The organism is Cellulomonas fengjieae (genome assembly GCF_018388465.1).
In the GTDB taxonomy this organism is placed as follows: Bacteria; Actinomycetota; Actinomycetes; order Actinomycetales; family Cellulomonadaceae; genus Cellulomonas; species Cellulomonas fengjieae.
Genome location: NZ_CP074404.1, coordinates 2,778,830 through 2,796,303 on the forward strand (window position 1 = coordinate 2,778,830; position 17,474 = coordinate 2,796,303).

Here is a 17,474-nt window from a genome sequence, read left to right on the forward strand (position 1 = left end):
TCCCCTCGCGGAGGTGCGCAATGAGCACGCAGGTCGCCGGTGGCCGGCGCACGATCGTCGTCATGGCGGTCGTCGCCGTCGTCTGCCTCGCCGCCGGGCTCGGCCTGAGCCGGCTGATCGTGTCCCCGGGCAAGGACGCGGCAGACGCGGCTCCCCCGACGGCTGGTCCCATCACCGTGCCGGTGGAGAGCCGCGTGATCGACAACGAGCTCGTGATCCGGGGAGACGTCGGGTACGAGGACCCGGTGGCGCTGCGCGTGGAGACGGGCGACCTGGGCGGTCCCGCGGTCGTGACCGGCCAGGTGCCTGAGGTCGGCACCGAGCTCGGCGCGGCCTCCGTGGCGCTCGAGATCGTGGGGCGGCCGGTCATCGTGCTGCCGGGCGACCTGCCGACGTACCGGTCGCTGCGGGCGGGCGTCTCGGGTCCCGACGTCCGTCAGCTCAAGGCGGCGCTCGGGTCGCTCGGCATCGGCGCCGGTGATCCGGCCGGCGACACGTACGACGCGGCGACGGCCGCGGGCGTCCGCGCGCTGTACCAGCGGGTGGGCTACGAGCCGCCGTCCGCCGGCGAGGAGCTGCAGGAGGCCGTCGCGGCGGCCCGTGACGGCGTGCGAGCGGCGCAGGACGGCCTCGCGGCCGCCCAGCGCGAGCTGGCCGGTGCCGGCGGTGGTCCGGCGCGGTCGACGATCATCGGCCTGGACACGGCCGTCGCCGTCGCCCGGGCGATGCTCGCCGACGAGCAGGCGAGGTGCGCGGCGCCCACGGAGGAGGTGCCCTGCAGCCAGATCGACCTGCTCCAGGCGCAGGGCGCTGTCGCCCAGGCCGAGGCGGAGCGGGCCGAGGCGGACAGCCCGGCCGACACGGGGGCCCAGCGGGCGGCCGTCGCGGCGGCGCAGACGCAGCTGGCGTCCGCGCGCGAGGACCAGGCCGAGGCTCAGACCGCGACGCTCACGCCGTTGCCGGCCAGCGAGGTCGTGTTCGTGCCCTCGCTCCCCCGCCGCGTCGACGTCGTCAGCGCCACGCGCGGCGGGACCGTCACGGGTGAGTTCATGAGCGTGTCCGGCGCGACGATCCAGATCACCGGCAGCGCCACGCGTGCCGACGCCGAGCTGCTCACCGTCGGCACGGTGGGCGAGATCGCGCTCGACGGGCAGCCGCTGGCGGTGACGGTGGCCGAGGTCAAGGACGCGGTCGATGCGCCCGCCGCCGGGCAGGAGGCGGGCGAGGAGGGTGGCACCGAGCAGCCCGCCGCGCCCAAGGGTGACCGCCGCTCGGTGGTCTTCACGCTCGGCGCCCTCACGCAGGAGCAGGTCATGGCCCTGCAGAACACCAACGTGCGCGTGCGGGTCCCCGTCAGCTCGACCGAGGGCGAGGTGCTCGCCGTGCCGCTCGCGGCGCTGACCGCCGGTCCGGGTGGTGAGTCGAGGGTGGAGCTCGCCGGCGCCGACGGGAAGCCCAGCTCGCTGGTGACGGTCACCACCGGACTCGCCGCCGACGGGTACGTCGAGATCGCCGGCGCCGAGACCGAGCTCGTCGCCGGTGACCTGGTGGTCGTCGGCGTCGCGGACACCACGAAGACGGCCGAGGCCGACGCGGACCCCGGCGAGGAGGACGGGTGACGGTCCTGGACCTGCTCGACGCGCCGGGCAGCGTCGAGCAGCCGCCCGTCCTCGAGCTGCGCGGGGCGGGGCGGCAGTTCCCCGGCGACCCGCCCGTGCACGCGCTCCACCCGGCCGACCTGGCGGTGGGGTCGGGCGACTACCTCTCCGTCGTCGGTCCGTCCGGGTCCGGCAAGTCGACGCTGCTGAACCTGCTGGGCCTGCTGGACAAGCCGACCGAGGGCGAGTACCTGCTCGACGGGATCCCGACGGCAGGTGCCGGCGAGCGGGAGCGGGCCGCGCTGCGCGCCGGGCACATCGGGTTCGTGTTCCAGGCGTTCCACCTGATGCCGCACCGGACCGTGCTCGAGAACGTGCTCCTGGCCACCCTGTACAGCGGGGTGCCGCGATCGGAGCGCCGCGACCGCGCGCTCGCGGCGCTGGACCGGGTCGGGCTGAGCCACCGCACGGACTTCGTCCCCACGCTCCTGTCCGGCGGCGAGCGGCAGCGGGCGGCCGTCGCGCGCGCGGTCGTGGCCCAGCCGCGGGTCCTGCTCGCGGACGAGCCCACGGGGAACCTGGACTCGGAGAGCTCCGCCAGCGTGCTCGAGCTGTTCGACGAGCTGCACGCCGGCGGACTGACGCTGCTGGTCATCACGCACGACGACGAGGTCTCCGCACGTGCGCAGCGCCGGGTCCGGATCGCCGACGGGTACCTGCGGGAGATCGCGTGAGCGCGGTGACCGAGCGCACGGCGCGCGGTGACCGGTTCGGGTTCCCGGACCTGCTCGCGGAGGCCGCCGCCGGCATCGGTGCGCGACCCGGCCGGCTGCTGCTGACGATCCTCGGCACGGTGCTCGGCATCGCGTCGATGGTGGTGACCGTGGGGCTGGCGCAGACGGCGTCGAGCCAGATCAACAAGCAGTTCGACGCCATCGCGGCCACCCAGGCGCTCGCCAGGCCGGAGACCAGCAGCACCTGGTCCGGCGCGGAGCGGGCGCTCGCCATGCTCCCCTGGGACGCACCGGCCCGCGCCGAGCGGCTCGCCGGGGTCGAGGACGCCGGCACGTTCTCCGTGGTCGACATCGGCACGGTCGAGATCTCGGCCGTCCCGGTGCACGACCCGTCCGCCGCACGCACCGTCGCCCCGGACGTCCTGGCCACGTCGCCGGGCGCGCTCGACGCGGTCCGCGGGCGCGTCATCCAGGGCCGCTACTTCGACTCCGGGCACGACGCACGCGCGGACCGGGTGGTGGTGCTCGGGGTCGACGCCGCGCAGCGCCTCGGCGTGGTCCGCGTGGACCGCCAGCCGTCGATCTTCATCGGCGACCGCGCGTACCAGGTGATCGGGATCGTCGACGACGTCAAGCGCCGGTCGGACGTGCTGACCTCGGTGGTCATGCCGGAGGGGACCGCTCGGGCCGACTTCGCGCTCGCGGCTCCCGGTGAGCTCCATCTGCACCTCGCGGTCGGCGCCGGGCCGGTGGTCGCCGGCCAGCTCCCCACCGCGCTGAACCCCAACGCTCCCGAGACCATCGATGTGCAGGCCCCTCCCGCCACCTCGCAGGTGCGGCAGAGCGTGCAGGCGGACGTCAACACGATCTTCCTGGCGCTCGGCGGTGTGGCGCTGCTGATCGGCGGCGTCGGGATCGCGAACGTGACCCTGCTGTCGGTGCTGGAGCGGGTCGGGGAGATCGGTCTGCGCCGCGCGCTCGGGGCCACACGGCGGGACATCGGCGCGCAGTTCATGGTCGAGTCGGTGGTGGTCGGCCTGCTCGGCGGGATGCTCGGCGCGGCGCTCGGTGTCGCGGTCGTGGTCGGGGTCAGCGCTGGCCAGGACTGGACGCCCGTCCTCGACCTGCGGATCGTGGGTGTCGCGGCCGTCTCCGGGGGCGTGATCGGTCTGCTCGCCGGGCTCTACCCGTCGCTCAAGGCCTCGTCGATCGAGCCCATCGCCGCGCTGCGCGGGGGCGTCTGACGGGTCACGTCCTCGTGCAGGGCCCAGAACACCGAGTACGGCGTCCCGTCGGGGTCGGGCGGACGGGTGGCGAACTCCTCGAGGATCGCGTGCACCCGTGAGGTGAGGTCCTCGAGGCCGGCCGCGTCGAGCCGCAGCCCGAGGCGGCTGATCTGGAGCTCCTCGGTGTCGACGAGCGCGACCTCCTCGAGGAACGCGTCGATGAGCACCCGGCTCATGCTCGGCCCGCCGGGGGTGCGCCAGGACTTGCGCGTGGCGAGGTAGGGCACCTCGCGCGCCCCGCGGGCGCCACGGCGCGTCGGCTGGGCGACCAGGAACCCGCGGTCGACCAGGGTGCGCACGTGGTGCAGGACCGTGGCCGGGTTGCGGCCCAGCCGCTGGGCGATCTCCCGGTTGGTGAGCGGCTCGTCGAGGCAGAGCCGCAGGATCCGGATCCGCAGCGTGCTGGCCAGGGCGCGTGCATCGGCGTCGGCGTCGGCCGTGCTGGTGCCGAGGTCCGGCGCGCGTTCCGTCATGGACCGATCCTCCCACAGTGATTGACATTTCCCAATCAGTCGCCGCATCCTTGCGGAATGAGCGCCGACCGCCCCACTCTCGCACCCGACCGGCCCCGGTCGCTGGTGCACCACCCCGACTTCCGCCGACTGTGGGCCGGTGACGCGCTCGGCCAGCTCGGCGCGCAGCTCACCGGCGTCGCCCTGCCGATCTTCGCCGTCCAGCAGCTCGCGGCGACCGAGTGGGAGATGGGCGTGCTCACGGCCGCGGAGTACGCCGCCTTCCTGGTGATCGGCCTGCCGGCGGGCGCCTGGGTGGACCGCATGCGCAAGCGCCGCGTGCTCGTCGTCGCCGACCTGGTGCGCGCCGCCGTGCTGGCCACGGTCGTCGTCACGGCGTTCACGGGACACGCGTCGATCCCCCTGCTCGTGGTCGCCGCCCTCGTGATCAGTGCCGCCACGGTCTTCTTCGACGTCTCCCACCAGAGCTACATCCCCGGCCTGGTGGGGCTCGAGCACCTGGTGGAGGGCAACTCCAAGCTCCAGGCCACCGCGTCGGTCGCCCAGGTGGTCGCACCGGCGCTCGGTGGCGTCCTGCTGCGGGTCATCGCCGCGCCCGCGCTCATCGCCATCACCGCGGCGAGCTACCTGGTCTCCGCGTTCGCCGTCGGCCGCATCCGGCAGCGCGAGACACCGCCGGACCCCGCCACGCGTCGTCCGCTGCGGGTCGAGATCGCCGAAGGCCTGCGGTTCGTCGTCCACGAGCCCTACCTGCGACGCATCGTGGTCTGCACGTCGCTGGGCAACCTCGCAGGCGCGCTCTCCGCCGCGGTCACCGTGATCTACGTGCTGCGCACACTCGACCTCGGCACCGCGGCGTTCGGCGCGATCGTGTCCGCCGGTGCCGTCGGCGGGCTGCTCGGCGCGGTCGTCGCGGGCCGGCTCGCCCAGTGGGTCGGCGAGGGCCGGACCATCCCGCTGGCCGCTCTCCTGATGGCCCCGGCCGCCGCGCTGACCCCGCTGGCGTCCACGGGCATCCTCCCGGCGGCGGCGCTGCTCATCGCGGGCGGCGCGCTGTTCGGCTTCGCCGTGATCGTCTACAACGTCGCGCAGGTGAGCTTCCGGCAGCGGGTGTGCCCGCCGCCGCTGCTCGGCCGGATGAACGCGTCGGTGCGGTTCATCGTGTGGGGGACGATGCCCATCGGAGGGCTGCTGGGCGGCTGGCTCGGGACCCACCTCGGCGTGCTGCCGACCCTGTGGATCTCGGCCGCGATCATGACCCTGTCCGCCCTGCCGGTCGTGCTCTCGCCCCTGCTCGGGATGCGCGACCTGCCCGGCGGTCCCGTCGCGCCGGTCCCCACGCGCGACGCCTGACGGAGCGCTACGGCCGACGTCGCCGGGCGAGCGCCCGCAGCGCGATGCCGGTGAGCACATCGAACGTGGCCGGCAGCAGGACCGAGCCGACGCCGGCACCCGTGACCGCCAGCGTGCCCGCGGTGTCCGGCCCGTCGCGCACAGCTGCGTCGCAGGCGACCACGCCGTGGTCCGCGTCAGGGTCGTGCTCGACGGCCACGGGCCACCGCCCGATCACTCCCGCGGCGCATCGGCGGCGAGCAGCACCTCGAGCCGCGCACGGTACTCCTGCTCGTCGATCTCGCCGCGGGCGTAGCGCTCGGCGAGCACCGAGCGGGCGGATCCCGTTCCTCGCGGCCCGCCGGGACCGCCCCAGCCGGCCCACCGACGCCGCCGACGGCTCCCGATCACGAAGAACAGCGCGATCAGACCGAACCAGAACAGCGGGACGAGAAGGAACCAGGGACCGGGCCCCCAGCCCCAGCCGTAGCCGACGGGGTGGGACACGAGGGTGCTGAGCATGGTCAACCTCCGGGGTCGATCCGGCCGTCGTTCGACCGGACCACCACGGTCACCCGGCACGACCGCGCCCGTCGTCGTCCGTGCGGAGCGTCCGGGGCGCTCCGGCGGGAGTCAGCCCGCCCAGCCGGGCCGCACCACACCCGACTCGTAGGCGACGACGACCAGCTGCGCACGGTCTCGCGCACCGAGCTTGGTCGCCGCGCGCAGCACGTGCGTCTTGACCGTGAGAGGGCTCAGGAACAGCCGCGCACCGATCTCGTCGTTCGACAGCCCTTCCGCGACGAGGACCAGGACCTCGCGTTCCCGCGGCGTCAGGTCGGCGAGGGCCGGGGCCTCGGTGACGGCCCGCGTCGCGCGTGCGACGGTGGCCAGCAGGCGCCGGGTGACGGTCGGCGAGAGCAACGCGTCGCCACCCGCGACCACCCGCACGGCGCGCAGCAGGTCCGCCGGCTCGGTGTCCTTGACCAGGAAGCCCGACGCACCCCCACGGATGGCCTCGGCCACGTACTCGTCCAGCTCGAACGTGGTGACGACGACCACGCGCACGCCCGCCGCGCGCGGCTCGGCGACGATGCGCCGCGTCGCCGCCAGACCGTCGGTCCCCGGCATCCGGATGTCCATCAGCACGACGTCCGGTAGCAGCTCGAGGGCGAGCCGGACGGCCTCGTCCCCCGTCGCGGCCTCGCCGACGACCGTCAGGTCCGGCTCGGCGTCGAGCAGCGCACGGAAACCTCCGCGCACCAGGGCCTGGTCGTCGGCGAGCAGGACGCGGATCACCGCTCGCCCCTCGGGAGCTCGAGCCGGACCCGGAACCCGGTCGGCCCCGGACCCGCGACGAGCGTGCCCCCGACGGCCTCGGCCCGCTCGCGCATGCCGCGCAGGCCGAAGCCCTCGCTCACCGGGCCGCCGCCGGGACCGTCGTCGACCACCTCCAGGACGATGCGGTCGCCCACCACGAGCCTGGCCTGCACACCGGCCCCCGGCGCATGGCGGCGGACATTGGTCAGCGCCTCCTGCAGCGTGCGATGGACCACCCCGGCGACGGGATCGGGCAACCCCTGCGCCGCGTCGAGCACGCCGGAGTCGTCGACCCGCAGGCCGTCGGCGCGTGCCCGGACGAGAAGGTCCGCCAGGCCGCGCGGCCCGGCACCGCCCGCGGGCTCGCGCGGGGCCTCACCGTCGGCTCGCAGCACGCCCAGCACCTCACGCACCTCGTCGAGCGCGTCCTTGCTGGCCTCCCGGATCTCGGTCAGGGCACGTCGGGCGGCTTCCGGCTCGCGGTCCATGAGGTGCAGACCCACGCCCGCCTGCACGGTGATGCCGGACAGCGAGTGCGCCAGCACGTCGTGCAGCTCGCGCGCGATGCGCAGCCGCTCGGCCGCGACCGCCGACTCCTCGCGGGACGCCCGCGCCGCCCGGAGCGCCCGCATCCGCTCGGCCCGACCGCGTGCGCCCTCGCCGAGCAGCATCGCCACCGCAAGTCCGGCGACCGTGACCGTCGCCCAGGCGACGGGCCGCGCTCCGGCACCGGTCGTGAGGACCACCGCGGCGAGCGCGCCCGCCGTCCCGCCCGCCAGCGAGAGGACGCGCTGCCGGGTGACCCCGAGCGCGACGACGGTGAAGCCGAGCGGGACGAAGGCGGGCCCCGGCACGTACCCGAGCGCCACGTACGTCACCGGGCCGACGAGCCCGAGGCAGGCGCCGAGGACGCCGAGGACGCCGCGTCGCACGACGAGGACGAGCGACGCGGGGGCCAGCAGCAGGAGCGCCACGGCGAGCGCGTCGAACGGGCGGCCGAAGGGCTGCCGCGTGCTGATACCCGCACAGGCGACGATCGTGACGAGACCCAGCAGCGCGGCCGGAACGACGATCCACGTCTGGCGACCGCTCCCCCACGGCGGACCGGTCCACGGGTCCGGCACAGACGTCATCCCCGCACCGTAGCCAGATGTGGCGCCGGAGCGCGTCATCCAGCCGGAGCGAGGCGGCGCTCCGCACGGAGCGTCGCGAGCGGCGAGATCAGAGGTCGTACTCGACGACGACGGGGGCGTGATCCGAGAACCGCTCGGCATAGGTGGCCGCACGGTCCACGGTCGCGCTGACCGCCGCGTCCGCCAGGTCGGGCGTCGCCAGCTGGTAGTCGATGCGCCAGCCGGCGTCGTTGTCGAACGCCTGCCCGCGCCACGACCACCACGTGTACGGCCCGGGCCCCTCGCCGCCGAGCTCGCGGCCGAGGTCGTGCCAGCCCAGGTCGTCGAACCAGCGGTCGAGGTAGGCGCGCTCGCGCGGCAGGAAGCCCGCGGACTTGAGGTTGCCCTTCCAGTTCTTGATGTCCGCCTCGCGGTGCGCGATGTTCACGTCCCCCGCGACGACGGCATACCCGCCGCGATCGGCGAGCTCCGCCAGCCGTGCGGTGACGTGGTCCAGGAACGCGTACTTCTCGTCCATCGACGGCGTCCCGAGCGTGCCGGAGTGCAGGTACGTCGACACGACCGTGAGGGTCCGCGCCGGTGTCCCCTCGCGCGCGGGCAGCTCCAGGTCCGCCTCCACCCAACGCCCGGAGTCCCCCGTCACGCCGGTCCCCAGACCGATCCGCACGGCGGTCATGGGCAGTCGGCTGGCGATGGCGACGCCCGCACGTCCCTTGGTCTCGCTGGCCTCGTGCGCCAGGTCCCACTCGCCCGTCGGCAGGTGGTCGGCCAGGATCTCGTCGGAGGCGCGCACCTCCTGCAGGAGGACGACGTCGGGCCGGCGCGCCTCCAACCAGGCACCCATGCCTCGCTTGTACGCGGCCCTGATGCCGTTGACGTTCACGCTCGCGATGGTCAGCACCGGACCATCCAACCTCAGCCCGCGGAGGGCTCCGACCACGTCGAGCTCACTCGCCCCGGTACGCCGCCTCCAGCGCCGCGACGTCCAGCTTGTCCATCGTGAGCATCGCCGCCATGGCGCGGGCGACCCCCGGGGCGTCCGGCCGGGACATCACGTCGTCGAGCTGGACGGGCACCACCTGCCAGGAGACGCCGAACCTGTCGACGAGCCACCCGCACCGGCTCGGCCGGCCACCGTCGGCGGTGAGCGTCTCCCAGTAGTGGTCGACCTCGGCCTGGTCCTGGCAGTCGAGGACGAAGGAGAACGCCTCGTCGAGCGTGAAGTGCGGCCCGCCGTTGAGGAACGTCGCGCGCATGCCGTCGATGGTCAGCTCGACGATGAACTCGGCGCCCTCGACGACTCCGGGGGTGCCGGGGGGTGCCGTCGCGACGGAGTGGATCGTGGTGTTCGGGATCACGGACGCGTAGAACCTGGCGGCCGGCACGGCCTGGTCGTCGAACCAGAGGTGCGGACGGACGATGCCCATGGCGGACTCCTCCCCGACGACCGGGGCCGGCCGCCTGCACGACAGCCTGGCCCCGATCGGGGACGGTGTCAGCCCAGCAGCCGCTCGGCGGTCTCCACCACGTTCGTCAGCAGCATCGCGCGCGTCATCGGCCCGACGCCGCCCGGGTTGGGCGAGACCCAGGAGGCCACCTCACGGACCCCGGGGTCGACGTCGCCGACCACCCGGCTCTTGCCGGTCTCGGCGTCGACGGAACGCGAGACACCGACGTCGATGACCGCCGCACCCGGCTTGATCATGTCCGCGGTGATGATCCCGGGAACGCCGGCCGCGGCGATGACCACGTCGGCGTTCCGGGTGTGCTCGGACAGCTCCTCGGTTCCCGTGTGGGTCAGCGTGACCGTCGCGTTGATCTCGCGGCGGGTCAGCAGGAGCCCGATCGAGCGCCCGACGGTGACACCCCGCCCGACGACGACGACGTCCGCGCCGTGCAGGTCGATGTCGTGCCGCAGGAGCAGCTCGATGATGCCCCGCGGGGTGCACGGCAACGGCGACGTGACCGGCTCGTTGACCCGCAGGACCAGGCGACCGAGGTTCGTCGGGTGCAGCCCGTCCGCGTCCTTGCCGGGGTCGACCAGCTCCAGCACCCGGTTGGTGTCCACGCCCGTGGGCAGTGGCAGCTGCACGATGAACCCGGTGCACTCCGGGTCCTCGTTCAGCCGGTGGACCGCCGCCTCGATCTCGTCCTGCGTGGCCGTGGCGGGCAGGTCCTCACGGATCGAGGCGATGCCCACCTCGGCGCAGTCCTTGTGCTTGCCCGCGACGTACCAGCGGGAGCCCGGGTCGTCGCCGACGAGCAGCGTGCCGAGCCCGGGACGGACGCCCCGGGCCGCGAGCGCTGCCACCCGCTCGGTGAGCTCGGCCTTGATCCGGGCGGCGGCGGCCGTCCCGTCGAGCAGCTGGGCCGTCATCAGTACTGCTGCAGGTCGGAGTACAGCGGGAACGCGTCGGTGAGCTTGAGCACCCGCGCGCGCAGCGCCTCGAGGTCCGTGGCGGCGCCGTTGACGAGCGCGGTCGCGATGATGTCCGCCACCTCGGTGAACTCGACGTCGCCGAAGCCGCGGGTCGCCAGTGCGGGTGTGCCGATGCGCAAGCCGGACGTGACCCGTGCGGGGCGCGGGTCGAAGGGCACCGCGTTGCGGTTCACCGTGACGCCGGCCGCGTGCAGGAGGTCCTCGGCCTGCTGACCGTCCAGCTCGGAGTGCCGGAGGTCGACGAGCACCAGGTGCACGTCGGTGCCGCCGGTCAGGACCGAGACACCGGCCGCCGCGACGTCCGGCGCCGACAGCCGCTCCGCGATGATCCGGGCACCGTCGAGGGTGCGCTGCTGGCGGTCCTTGAACTCCTCGGTACCGGCCACCTTGAACGCGACGGCCTTGGCGGCGATCACGTGCATCAGCGGGCCGCCCTGCTGACCCGGGAAGACGGCTGAGTCGATCTTCTTGGCGTACTCCTCGCGGCTCAGGATGAAGCCCGACCGCGGGCCACCGATCGTCTTGTGCACCGTGGACGACACGACGTCCGAGTGCGGCACCGGGCTCGGGTGCAGGCCGGCGGCGACCAGGCCGGCGAAGTGCGCCATGTCGACCCAGAGCTTGGCGCCGACCTCGTCGGCGATGGACCGGAACGCCGCGAAGTCGAGCTGGCGCGGGTACGCGGACCAGCCGCCGATGATGACGTCGGGACGCTGCTCGAGCGCGCGCTCCCGGACGACGTCCATGTCCACGAGGAACGTCTGCGGGTCCACGCCGTACGCGCCGACCTGGTAGAGCTTGCCCGAGAAGTTGATCTTCATGCCGTGCGTGAGGTGCCCGCCGTGGGCCAGCTCGAGGCCGAGGATCTTGTCGCCGGCGTTGATCAGGGCGTGCAGCACGGCGGCGTTGGCCGTGGCGCCCGAGTGCGGCTGGACGTTGGCGTGCTCGGCGCCGAACAGCGCCTTGGCGCGGTCGATCGCGATGTTCTCCGCGATGTCGACCTGCTCGCAGCCGCCGTAGTAGCGCCGGCCGGGGTAGCCCTCGGCGTACTTGTTGGTGAGCACGGAGCCCTGCGCCTGCAGGACGGCGCGGGGCACGAAGTTCTCGCTCGCGATCATCTCGAGCGTGCCCTGCTGGCGGGCGAGCTCGCCGTCGAGGACGGCGGCGATCTCCGGGTCCAGCTGGGAGATGTTCTGGTCCATCAGGGGGATCTGGTCGGCGCTCATGTGGCACTCCTGTCGGCAGTCAGCGTGTACGCGCGCGTCCGGCACCCGCACACTCGTGTGTGGTGACCGGGGGCCCAGGCGTCCGACCCGTTGGTCTGCTGCTGCGTCGCTCCCCGGTGGTGACCCACCTCGCTGCGCCAGTCGCGACCGGCACAGAGTAGCAAGCGGAACGGCGTACGGGAGCCTCGGCCACCAGCCGGTCGGCGGTTCGCATGCTGCCCCTGCGCGGGACGAGCGAGCGCAACACCCCGGCGCGTGACCCGCGACGGGCGGGGCTTCTCACGCCTCGGCGGTGTCCCCGAGGATCTTGCGCAGGTACGCGTACGTCAGGTCACCGGCGGTCTGGTCGTGCTGGTGCTCGTACCCGTGCTTGGCGTACAGCGCGATGTTCTGCACGGAGTCGCGGCCGGTGAACACCCAGACCTCCTCGATGCCCTCGGGCAGGTGCGGCAGGATCGCCATGAGCATCTGCGTGCCGAACCCCTGCCCCTGCAGGTCCGGGGCGACCGCGAACCGGCCGAGCGTCGCCTTGGTCCCCTCGACGAGCACCCGGATCGAGCCGACGAGCCGGTGCCCGTACCAGCCACCGAGGGTGATGACGCCGTCCTGCTGCAGGTCCGCCTGGAGCTCCTCGAGGGTCTGCGTGAGCGGCGGGATGTGCGGGTCGCCGTACTGCTGCGCCTCGGTGACGAACGCGGCCCGACGCAGCGTGAGCAGCTCGCCCGCGTCGTCGGGGGTCACGAAGCGGATGTCCAGGTCAGGCTGCGTCATGCGGCCCATCGTGTCAGCCGATCCGCACGACCACTACTCTCGGACCTCGTGTCCTACGACTCACCTGCCTCCGTCCACTGGGTCCTGACCCTCTCCTGCCCCGACCGCCCCGGGATCGTGCACGCGGTCGCCGGGGTGCTGGCCGAGCACGGCGGAAACATCACCGAGTCGCAGCAGTTCGGCGACCCGCTGTCGGGGCTCTTCTTCATGCGGGTGCAGGTCACCGCATCGACGCCGCGCGCCGAGCTGGAGCAGGCGTTCGAGTCGATCGCCGCCACGTTCGAGATGGACTGGTCGCTCGACGTCGCCGGCCGGCCGGTCCGGACGCTGGTCATGGGCTCGACGGCCGCGCACTGCCTGAACGACCTGGCGTTCCGGCAGCGCTCGGAGAACCTGCCGATCGACCTGGTCGCCGTGGTCTCCAACCACACCACGCTGGCACCGCTGGCCGAGTTCTACGACATCCCGTTCCACCACGTCCCGGTCACGGCGGCGACGAAGCAGCAGGCCGAGTCGCGCCTGCTCGAGCTGGTCGAGGAGCTGGACGTCGAGCTGGTGGTGCTCGCGCGCTACATGCAGATCCTCTCCGACGACCTGTGTCGGGCGCTGCAGGGCCGCGTGATCAACATCCACCACTCGTTCCTGCCGTCCTTCAAGGGCGCGCGGCCGTACGCGCAGGCCCACGACCGCGGCGTGAAGCTGATCGGCGCGACGGCGCACTACGTCACCGGGGACCTGGACGAGGGCCCGATCATCGAGCAGGACGTGGAGCGGGTGGACCACTCGCGCCACGTCGAGGACCTGGTGGCCCTGGGCCAGGACGTCGAGCGCCGCGCCCTCGCGCGTGCCGTCCGCTGGCACGCGGAGCACCGGGTCCTGCTCGACGGCCACCGGACCATCGTCTTCCGATGAAACGGTTCGCGCCCTGACCGTTGCGGCGTGGGTCGGGCACGCTCCGGGGATGAAGCCGTCCCTGCGCCGCGCCGTCGCGGCCGCCACCACCCTCGCGCTCGGCGTCGTCGGCCTCGCCGTCGCCGCACTGACCACCGCGCCCGCAGCGCAGGCGGCCTCACTGGTCAGCGTCCCGAGCTTCGGCAGCAACCCCGGCGGACTGGGGATGAGCATCTTCGTGCCGGACTCCCTGCCCGCCCGGCCCGCGGTGCTCGTCGCGGTGCACTACTGCACCGGGTCGGCGCAGGCGATGTACGACGGCTCCCAGTTCGACGAGCTGGCCACGCGGTACGGCTACATCGTGATCTATCCCCAGGCCAACCGGAGCGGCAGCTGCTTCGACGTGAGCTCGTCGCAGGCGCTCACCCACGGCGGCGCCAGCGACCCCGCGAGCATCGTGTCGATGGTCCGGTACGTGCAGCAGCGGTACGCGACCGACACCGGCCGGGTGTTCGTCACCGGCGTCTCGTCGGGCGCGATGATGACCGAGGTGCTGCTCGCCACCTACCCCGACGTGTTCGCCGCGGGATCGGCGTTCGCGGGCGTGCCGGCCACGTGCTTCTCGACGACGTCGCCCCCGCCGGGGACCACGTCGCAGGCGCCCTGGAACAGCGACTGCTCGGGCGGCCGGCTGGTGCGCACCGATCAGCAGTGGGGTGACCTCGCCCGCGCGGCCTATCCCGGCTACACGGGCCCCCGGCCGCGGGTGCAGCTCTGGCACGGCTCGCAGGACACGACGCTCAGCTACGTGAACTTCGGCGAGGCGATCAAGCAGTGGACCGACGTGCTGGGCGTCAGCGCGACCCCGGCGTCCACGGACTCCCCCGCGAGCGGCCAGACCCGCACGCGCTACGGCGCCACCGGCGACCGGGCGCCCGTCGAGGCGATCAGCCTGCAGGGCGTCGGGCACAACCTGCCGGTGGACGCCGCCGCGGCGATCCGCTTCTTCGGCCTGGACAGCCCGGTCACGCCGACGACACCGGCCCCGACGACACCGGCCCCGACCACCCCGGCGCCCACCACGCCCGCACCGACCACGCCGGCCCCCACGACTCCCCCGCCCACCCCGTCCGGCTCCTGCACCGTGGCGTACTCGGTGAACCAGTGGAACACCGGCTTCACGGCGAACATCACGGTGACGTCGGCGGTGGCACTCAGCGGGTGGACGCTGACGTGGACGTACCCGTCGGGGCAGACCGTGACGCAGGCCTGGAGCTCGGTCACCACGCAGTCCGGGTCGGTGGTCACCGCGCGGAACGCGGCGTGGAACGGCACGATCCCGGCGGGCGGCTCGACGCAGTTCGGCCTCAACGGCGCCCACTCCGGTACCAACACCGCACCGGCGACCTTCGCCCTCAACGGAACGCCCTGCGCGCGCGCCTGACCCGTCCGGTCCGCGCCCCCGGCCGCTGGGACGCGGCCGGGGGCGCGCGACGTCAGCGGGCCGAGGCCGCCCGGCGCTTGTTGTAGATGTCGAACGCGACGGCGAGCAGCAGGACGAGGCCCTTGACCATCTGCTGCACCGAGTCGTCGATGCCCATGAGCTGCATGCCGTTGCTCATGACGGCCATGATCAGGCCGCCGACCATGGCCCCGGTGATGCGGCCGACGCCGCCCGTGGTGGACGCGCCGCCGATGAAGCACGCGGCGATCGCGTCGAGCTCGAACATGTTGCCCGCCGCCGGCTGCGCGCTGTTGGAGCGCGACGAGTACACGACGCCCGCCACGGCGGCGAGCATCCCCATGTTGACGAAGATCCAGAAGTTGACCCGCTTGACCTTCACGCCCGACAGCTGGGCGGCGGACAGGTTCCCGCCGATCGCGTAGACGTGGCGGCCGAACACGGTCTTGGTGGTGAGGATCTGGTAGGCGATGATCAGGACGCCCAGGATGATCAGCACGATCGGCAGGCCCCGGCTGCGGGCGAGCTGGTACGCGAACGCCATGCCGACGAGCCCGACCAGGACGATCTTGGCGAGGAAGATCGGCATGGTCTCCACGACCTGCTGGTACCTGATCCGGCCGGCGCGGGTCCGGTACTGGCTGACGGCGTAGCCGACGACCGCGAGCGCGGCGATCACGAGCGTGAAGACGTCGATCCCCTGCCCGCCGAGGAAGCCGTTGAGGAAGCCGTTGGCGATCTTCTGGTACGACGCCGGGAACGGCGACAGGGAGATGTTGCCGAGCACCTGCAGGGTCATGCCGCGGAAGAGCAGCATGCCGGCGAGCGTCACGATGAACGCCGGGATCCCGACGTACGCCACCCAGAAGCCCTGCCACACGCCGACCAGGAACCCGACGAACAGGCCCGCGAGCACGCCCAGGTACCAGGGCGAGCCGTGCTGGATGACGACGACCGCAGAGACCGCACCCGTGAGCGCGACGACCGACCCGACCGACAGGTCGATGTGGCCTCCGACGATGACGATCATCATCCCGATCGCGAGGATGAGGATGTAGGAGTACTGGAGCACGAGGTTGGTCACGTTGCGCGGGTCGAGCAGCACGCCGTCCGTGAGGACGGTGAACAGCCCCACGATCACGACGAACGCGACCAGGATCCCGCTCTGACGCAGGTTCCTCGTGAAGAGCTCCCGCAGGCCTGCCACGGCGGTCATCGCACCTCGTCCTTGTCCTTGGTCATGAGCTCCATCAAGTTCTCCTGAGTCGCCTGCGCCTGCGGCAGCACACCGGTGATCCGGCCGGCCGAGAGCGTGTAGATCCGGTTGCAGATGCCGAGCAGCTCGGGCAGCTCCGAGGAGATGACCAGGACCGCCTTGCCCTCGTCGGCGAGCTTGTTGATCAGCGTGTAGATCTCGTACTTGGCGCCGACGTCGATGCCACGGGTGGGCTCGTCGAGGATCAGCACCTGCGGGTCCGTGAAGAGCCACTTGCTCAGCACGACCTTCTGCTGGTTGCCGCCCGAGAGCTTGCCGGCCAGCGCCAGCACCGTGGGCGCCTTGATGTTCATGCGCTGGCGGTACCCCTCCGCCACCCGGATCTCCTCGTTCGTGTTGACGAACCCCGAGCTCGAGACCTGCGCGAGGTTCGCGGCGGAGATGTTGCTCCGGATGTCCTCGATCAGGTTGAGGCCGTACTTCTTGCGATCCTCCGTCGCGTACGCGATGCCGTGCGAGATGGCCTCGCTCACCGTCGCCGCCTTGATCGGCTTTCCGTGCAGGTAGAGGTTCCCGGTGATGTGGCTGCCGTAGGAGCGGCCGAACACCGACATCGCGAGCTCGGTCCGACCCGCGCCCATCAGCCCGGCGAGCCCGACGATCTCGCCCGCGCGGACCGTGAGGTTCGCCCGATCGACGACGACGCGCTCGGGGTCCGTCGGGTGGTGCACGGTCCAGTCCTCGATCCGCAGCACCTCCTCGCCGACGTGCGACTCGTGGGGCGGGAACCGGTGGCCGAGGTCGCGGCCGACCATCCCGCGGATGATGCGCTCCTGCGTGACCTCGTCGGCCCGCATGTCGAGCGTCTCCACCGTGCGGCCGTCGCGGATGATCGTCGTGGTGTCCGCGATCTCGGCGATCTCGTTGAGCTTGTGGGAGATCATGATCGAGGTGATCCCCTGCGCCTTGAGCTGGCGCAGCAGGCCCAGCAGGTGCTCGGAGTCGTTGTCGTTGAGGGCTGCCGTCGGCTCGTCGAGGATCAGCAGCTTGACCTGCTTGGACAGCGCCTTGGCGATCTCGACGAGCTGCTGCTTGCCGACGCCGAGCTGGCCGACCGGCGTGACGGGCAGCTCGTCCAGCCCGACCCGGGCGAGCAGCACCGCGGCCTCGGAGTTGGCGACGTTCCAGTCGATGAAGCCGCGGTGCACCCGCTCGTTGCCGAGGAAGATGTTCTCCGCGACCGACAGGTACGGGACGAGCGCGAGCTCCTGGTGGATGATCACGATGCCCTTGGCCTCGGAGTCGTTGATCGACCCGAACTGGACCTCCTCACCGTCGAAGAGGATCGACCCCTCGTAGGAGCCGTGCGGGTGCACGCCCGACAGCACCTTCATGAGGGTCGACTTGCCGGCGCCGTTCTCGCCGCAGATCGCGTGGATCTCGCCACGCTCGACCGACATCGACACGTCCTGCAGTGCCTTGACGCCGGGAAACGTCTTGGTGATGGCTTGCATCTCGAGAATGGGCTGGGCCACGGGCCACCGTCCTTCGTCGTGGCGGGCGCCGTCACCGGGCCCGTCGCTGTGGGGGTC

Annotated in this window: 18 protein-coding genes and 1 riboswitch; of the genes, 6 read left to right on the forward strand and 12 right to left on the reverse strand. The window is 72.7% G+C overall.

Annotation, left to right across the window (positions count from 1 at the left end; all coding sequences use genetic code 11):
* Positions 1 to 20 precede the first annotated feature (20 nt).
* The 3 genes from KG102_RS12730 to KG102_RS12740 are packed head-to-tail and all read left to right on the forward strand — an operon-like array spanning position 21 to position 3,576.
* Positions 21 to 1,619 (forward strand): hypothetical protein, encoded by a 1,599-nt coding sequence (locus KG102_RS12730; protein ID WP_208288515.1) that lies wholly within the window; start codon positions 21 to 23, stop codon positions 1,617 to 1,619.
* The gene (locus tag KG102_RS12735; RefSeq protein ID WP_208211962.1) at positions 1,616 to 2,332 is read left to right on the forward strand and encodes an ABC transporter ATP-binding protein; all 717 of its coding nucleotides are present in this window, start codon (positions 1,616 to 1,618) and stop codon (positions 2,330 to 2,332) included. Before KG102_RS12730 ends, KG102_RS12735 begins: the two co-directional genes overlap by 4 nt.
* Complete coding sequence (locus tag KG102_RS12740; RefSeq protein WP_208288514.1) at positions 2,329 to 3,576, forward strand: ABC transporter permease; 1,248 nt, start codon at positions 2,329 to 2,331, stop codon at positions 3,574 to 3,576. Before KG102_RS12735 ends, KG102_RS12740 begins: the two co-directional genes overlap by 4 nt.
* On the opposite strand, the gene KG102_RS12745 is transcribed toward KG102_RS12740, so the two are convergent.
* Positions 3,516 to 4,091, reverse strand: a complete 576-nt coding sequence (locus tag KG102_RS12745; RefSeq protein ID WP_208211966.1) for an ArsR/SmtB family transcription factor — start codon at positions 4,089 to 4,091, stop codon at positions 3,516 to 3,518. The two genes, KG102_RS12740 and KG102_RS12745, sit on opposite strands and share 61 nt — an antisense overlap.
* 57 nt (positions 4,092 to 4,148) lie before the next feature.
* On the opposite strand from KG102_RS12745, the gene KG102_RS12750 reads away from it, so the two are divergent.
* Positions 4,149 to 5,444, forward strand: coding sequence for an MFS transporter (locus KG102_RS12750; RefSeq protein WP_208288512.1), 1,296 nt, complete (start codon positions 4,149 to 4,151; stop codon positions 5,442 to 5,444).
* A 7-nt stretch (positions 5,445 to 5,451) separates the two neighbouring features.
* On the opposite strand, the gene KG102_RS12755 is transcribed toward KG102_RS12750, so the two are convergent.
* From KG102_RS12755 to KG102_RS12795, 9 genes are all read right to left on the reverse strand, one after another.
* A complete protein-coding gene (locus KG102_RS12755) occupies positions 5,452 to 5,643 on the reverse strand; it encodes a hypothetical protein (protein WP_208288509.1) in 192 nt (63 codons plus the stop codon).
* A 14-nt stretch (positions 5,644 to 5,657) separates the two neighbouring features.
* Positions 5,658 to 5,945, reverse strand: a complete 288-nt coding sequence (locus tag KG102_RS12760) for an SHOCT domain-containing protein (protein WP_208211970.1) — start codon at positions 5,943 to 5,945, stop codon at positions 5,658 to 5,660.
* A gap of 111 nt (positions 5,946 to 6,056) precedes the next feature.
* On the reverse strand, positions 6,057 to 6,722 hold the full coding sequence (locus KG102_RS12765; protein WP_208288507.1) for a response regulator: 666 nt from the start codon (positions 6,720 to 6,722) through the stop codon (positions 6,057 to 6,059).
* Positions 6,719 to 7,876, reverse strand: coding sequence for a sensor histidine kinase (locus KG102_RS12770; RefSeq protein ID WP_208288505.1), 1,158 nt, complete (start codon positions 7,874 to 7,876; stop codon positions 6,719 to 6,721). Before KG102_RS12770 ends, KG102_RS12765 begins: the two co-directional genes overlap by 4 nt.
* A gap of 88 nt (positions 7,877 to 7,964) precedes the next feature.
* On the reverse strand, positions 7,965 to 8,777 hold the full coding sequence (locus tag KG102_RS12775) for an exodeoxyribonuclease III (RefSeq protein WP_208211976.1): 813 nt from the start codon (positions 8,775 to 8,777) through the stop codon (positions 7,965 to 7,967).
* A 46-nt stretch (positions 8,778 to 8,823) separates the two neighbouring features.
* Positions 8,824 to 9,303, reverse strand: a complete 480-nt coding sequence (locus KG102_RS12780) for a VOC family protein (RefSeq protein ID WP_208211978.1) — start codon at positions 9,301 to 9,303, stop codon at positions 8,824 to 8,826.
* 68 nt (positions 9,304 to 9,371) lie between these two features.
* Complete coding sequence (locus KG102_RS12785; RefSeq protein ID WP_208288503.1) at positions 9,372 to 10,253, reverse strand: bifunctional methylenetetrahydrofolate dehydrogenase/methenyltetrahydrofolate cyclohydrolase; 882 nt, start codon at positions 10,251 to 10,253, stop codon at positions 9,372 to 9,374.
* Positions 10,253 to 11,542, reverse strand: coding sequence for a serine hydroxymethyltransferase (gene glyA / locus KG102_RS12790; protein WP_307802834.1), 1,290 nt, complete (start codon positions 11,540 to 11,542; stop codon positions 10,253 to 10,255). Before glyA ends, KG102_RS12785 begins: the two co-directional genes overlap by 1 nt.
* Positions 11,543 to 11,607: 65 nt before the next feature.
* A riboswitch (ZMP/ZTP riboswitch) is annotated at positions 11,608 to 11,697 on the reverse strand.
* Positions 11,698 to 11,821: 124 nt separating this feature from the next.
* On the reverse strand, positions 11,822 to 12,313 hold the full coding sequence (locus tag KG102_RS12795) for a GNAT family N-acetyltransferase (protein ID WP_208211982.1): 492 nt from the start codon (positions 12,311 to 12,313) through the stop codon (positions 11,822 to 11,824).
* A 48-nt stretch (positions 12,314 to 12,361) separates the two neighbouring features.
* Between KG102_RS12795 and purU the strand changes: the two genes are divergently transcribed.
* Together purU and KG102_RS12805 are read left to right on the forward strand one after the other, a co-directional pair.
* Positions 12,362 to 13,225 carry a formyltetrahydrofolate deformylase gene (gene purU / locus KG102_RS12800; RefSeq protein ID WP_208288501.1) on the forward strand — a complete coding sequence of 288 codons (864 nt, stop codon included), beginning with the start codon at positions 12,362 to 12,364 and terminating at the stop codon, positions 13,223 to 13,225.
* A gap of 49 nt (positions 13,226 to 13,274) precedes the next feature.
* Complete coding sequence (locus KG102_RS12805; RefSeq protein ID WP_208288499.1) at positions 13,275 to 14,648, forward strand: extracellular catalytic domain type 1 short-chain-length polyhydroxyalkanoate depolymerase; 1,374 nt, start codon at positions 13,275 to 13,277, stop codon at positions 14,646 to 14,648.
* 52 nt (positions 14,649 to 14,700) lie between these two features.
* Here KG102_RS12805 and mmsB read toward each other — a convergent pair whose 3' ends face one another.
* Both mmsB and mmsA read right to left on the reverse strand, forming a co-directional pair.
* Complete coding sequence (gene mmsB, locus KG102_RS12810; protein WP_208288497.1) at positions 14,701 to 15,882, reverse strand: multiple monosaccharide ABC transporter permease; 1,182 nt, start codon at positions 15,880 to 15,882, stop codon at positions 14,701 to 14,703.
* Positions 15,879 to 17,396 (reverse strand): multiple monosaccharide ABC transporter ATP-binding protein, encoded by a 1,518-nt coding sequence (gene mmsA / locus KG102_RS12815; protein WP_243884082.1) that lies wholly within the window; start codon positions 17,394 to 17,396, stop codon positions 15,879 to 15,881. Before mmsA ends, mmsB begins: the two co-directional genes overlap by 4 nt.
* Between the last annotated feature and the right edge of the window lie 78 nt (positions 17,397 to 17,474).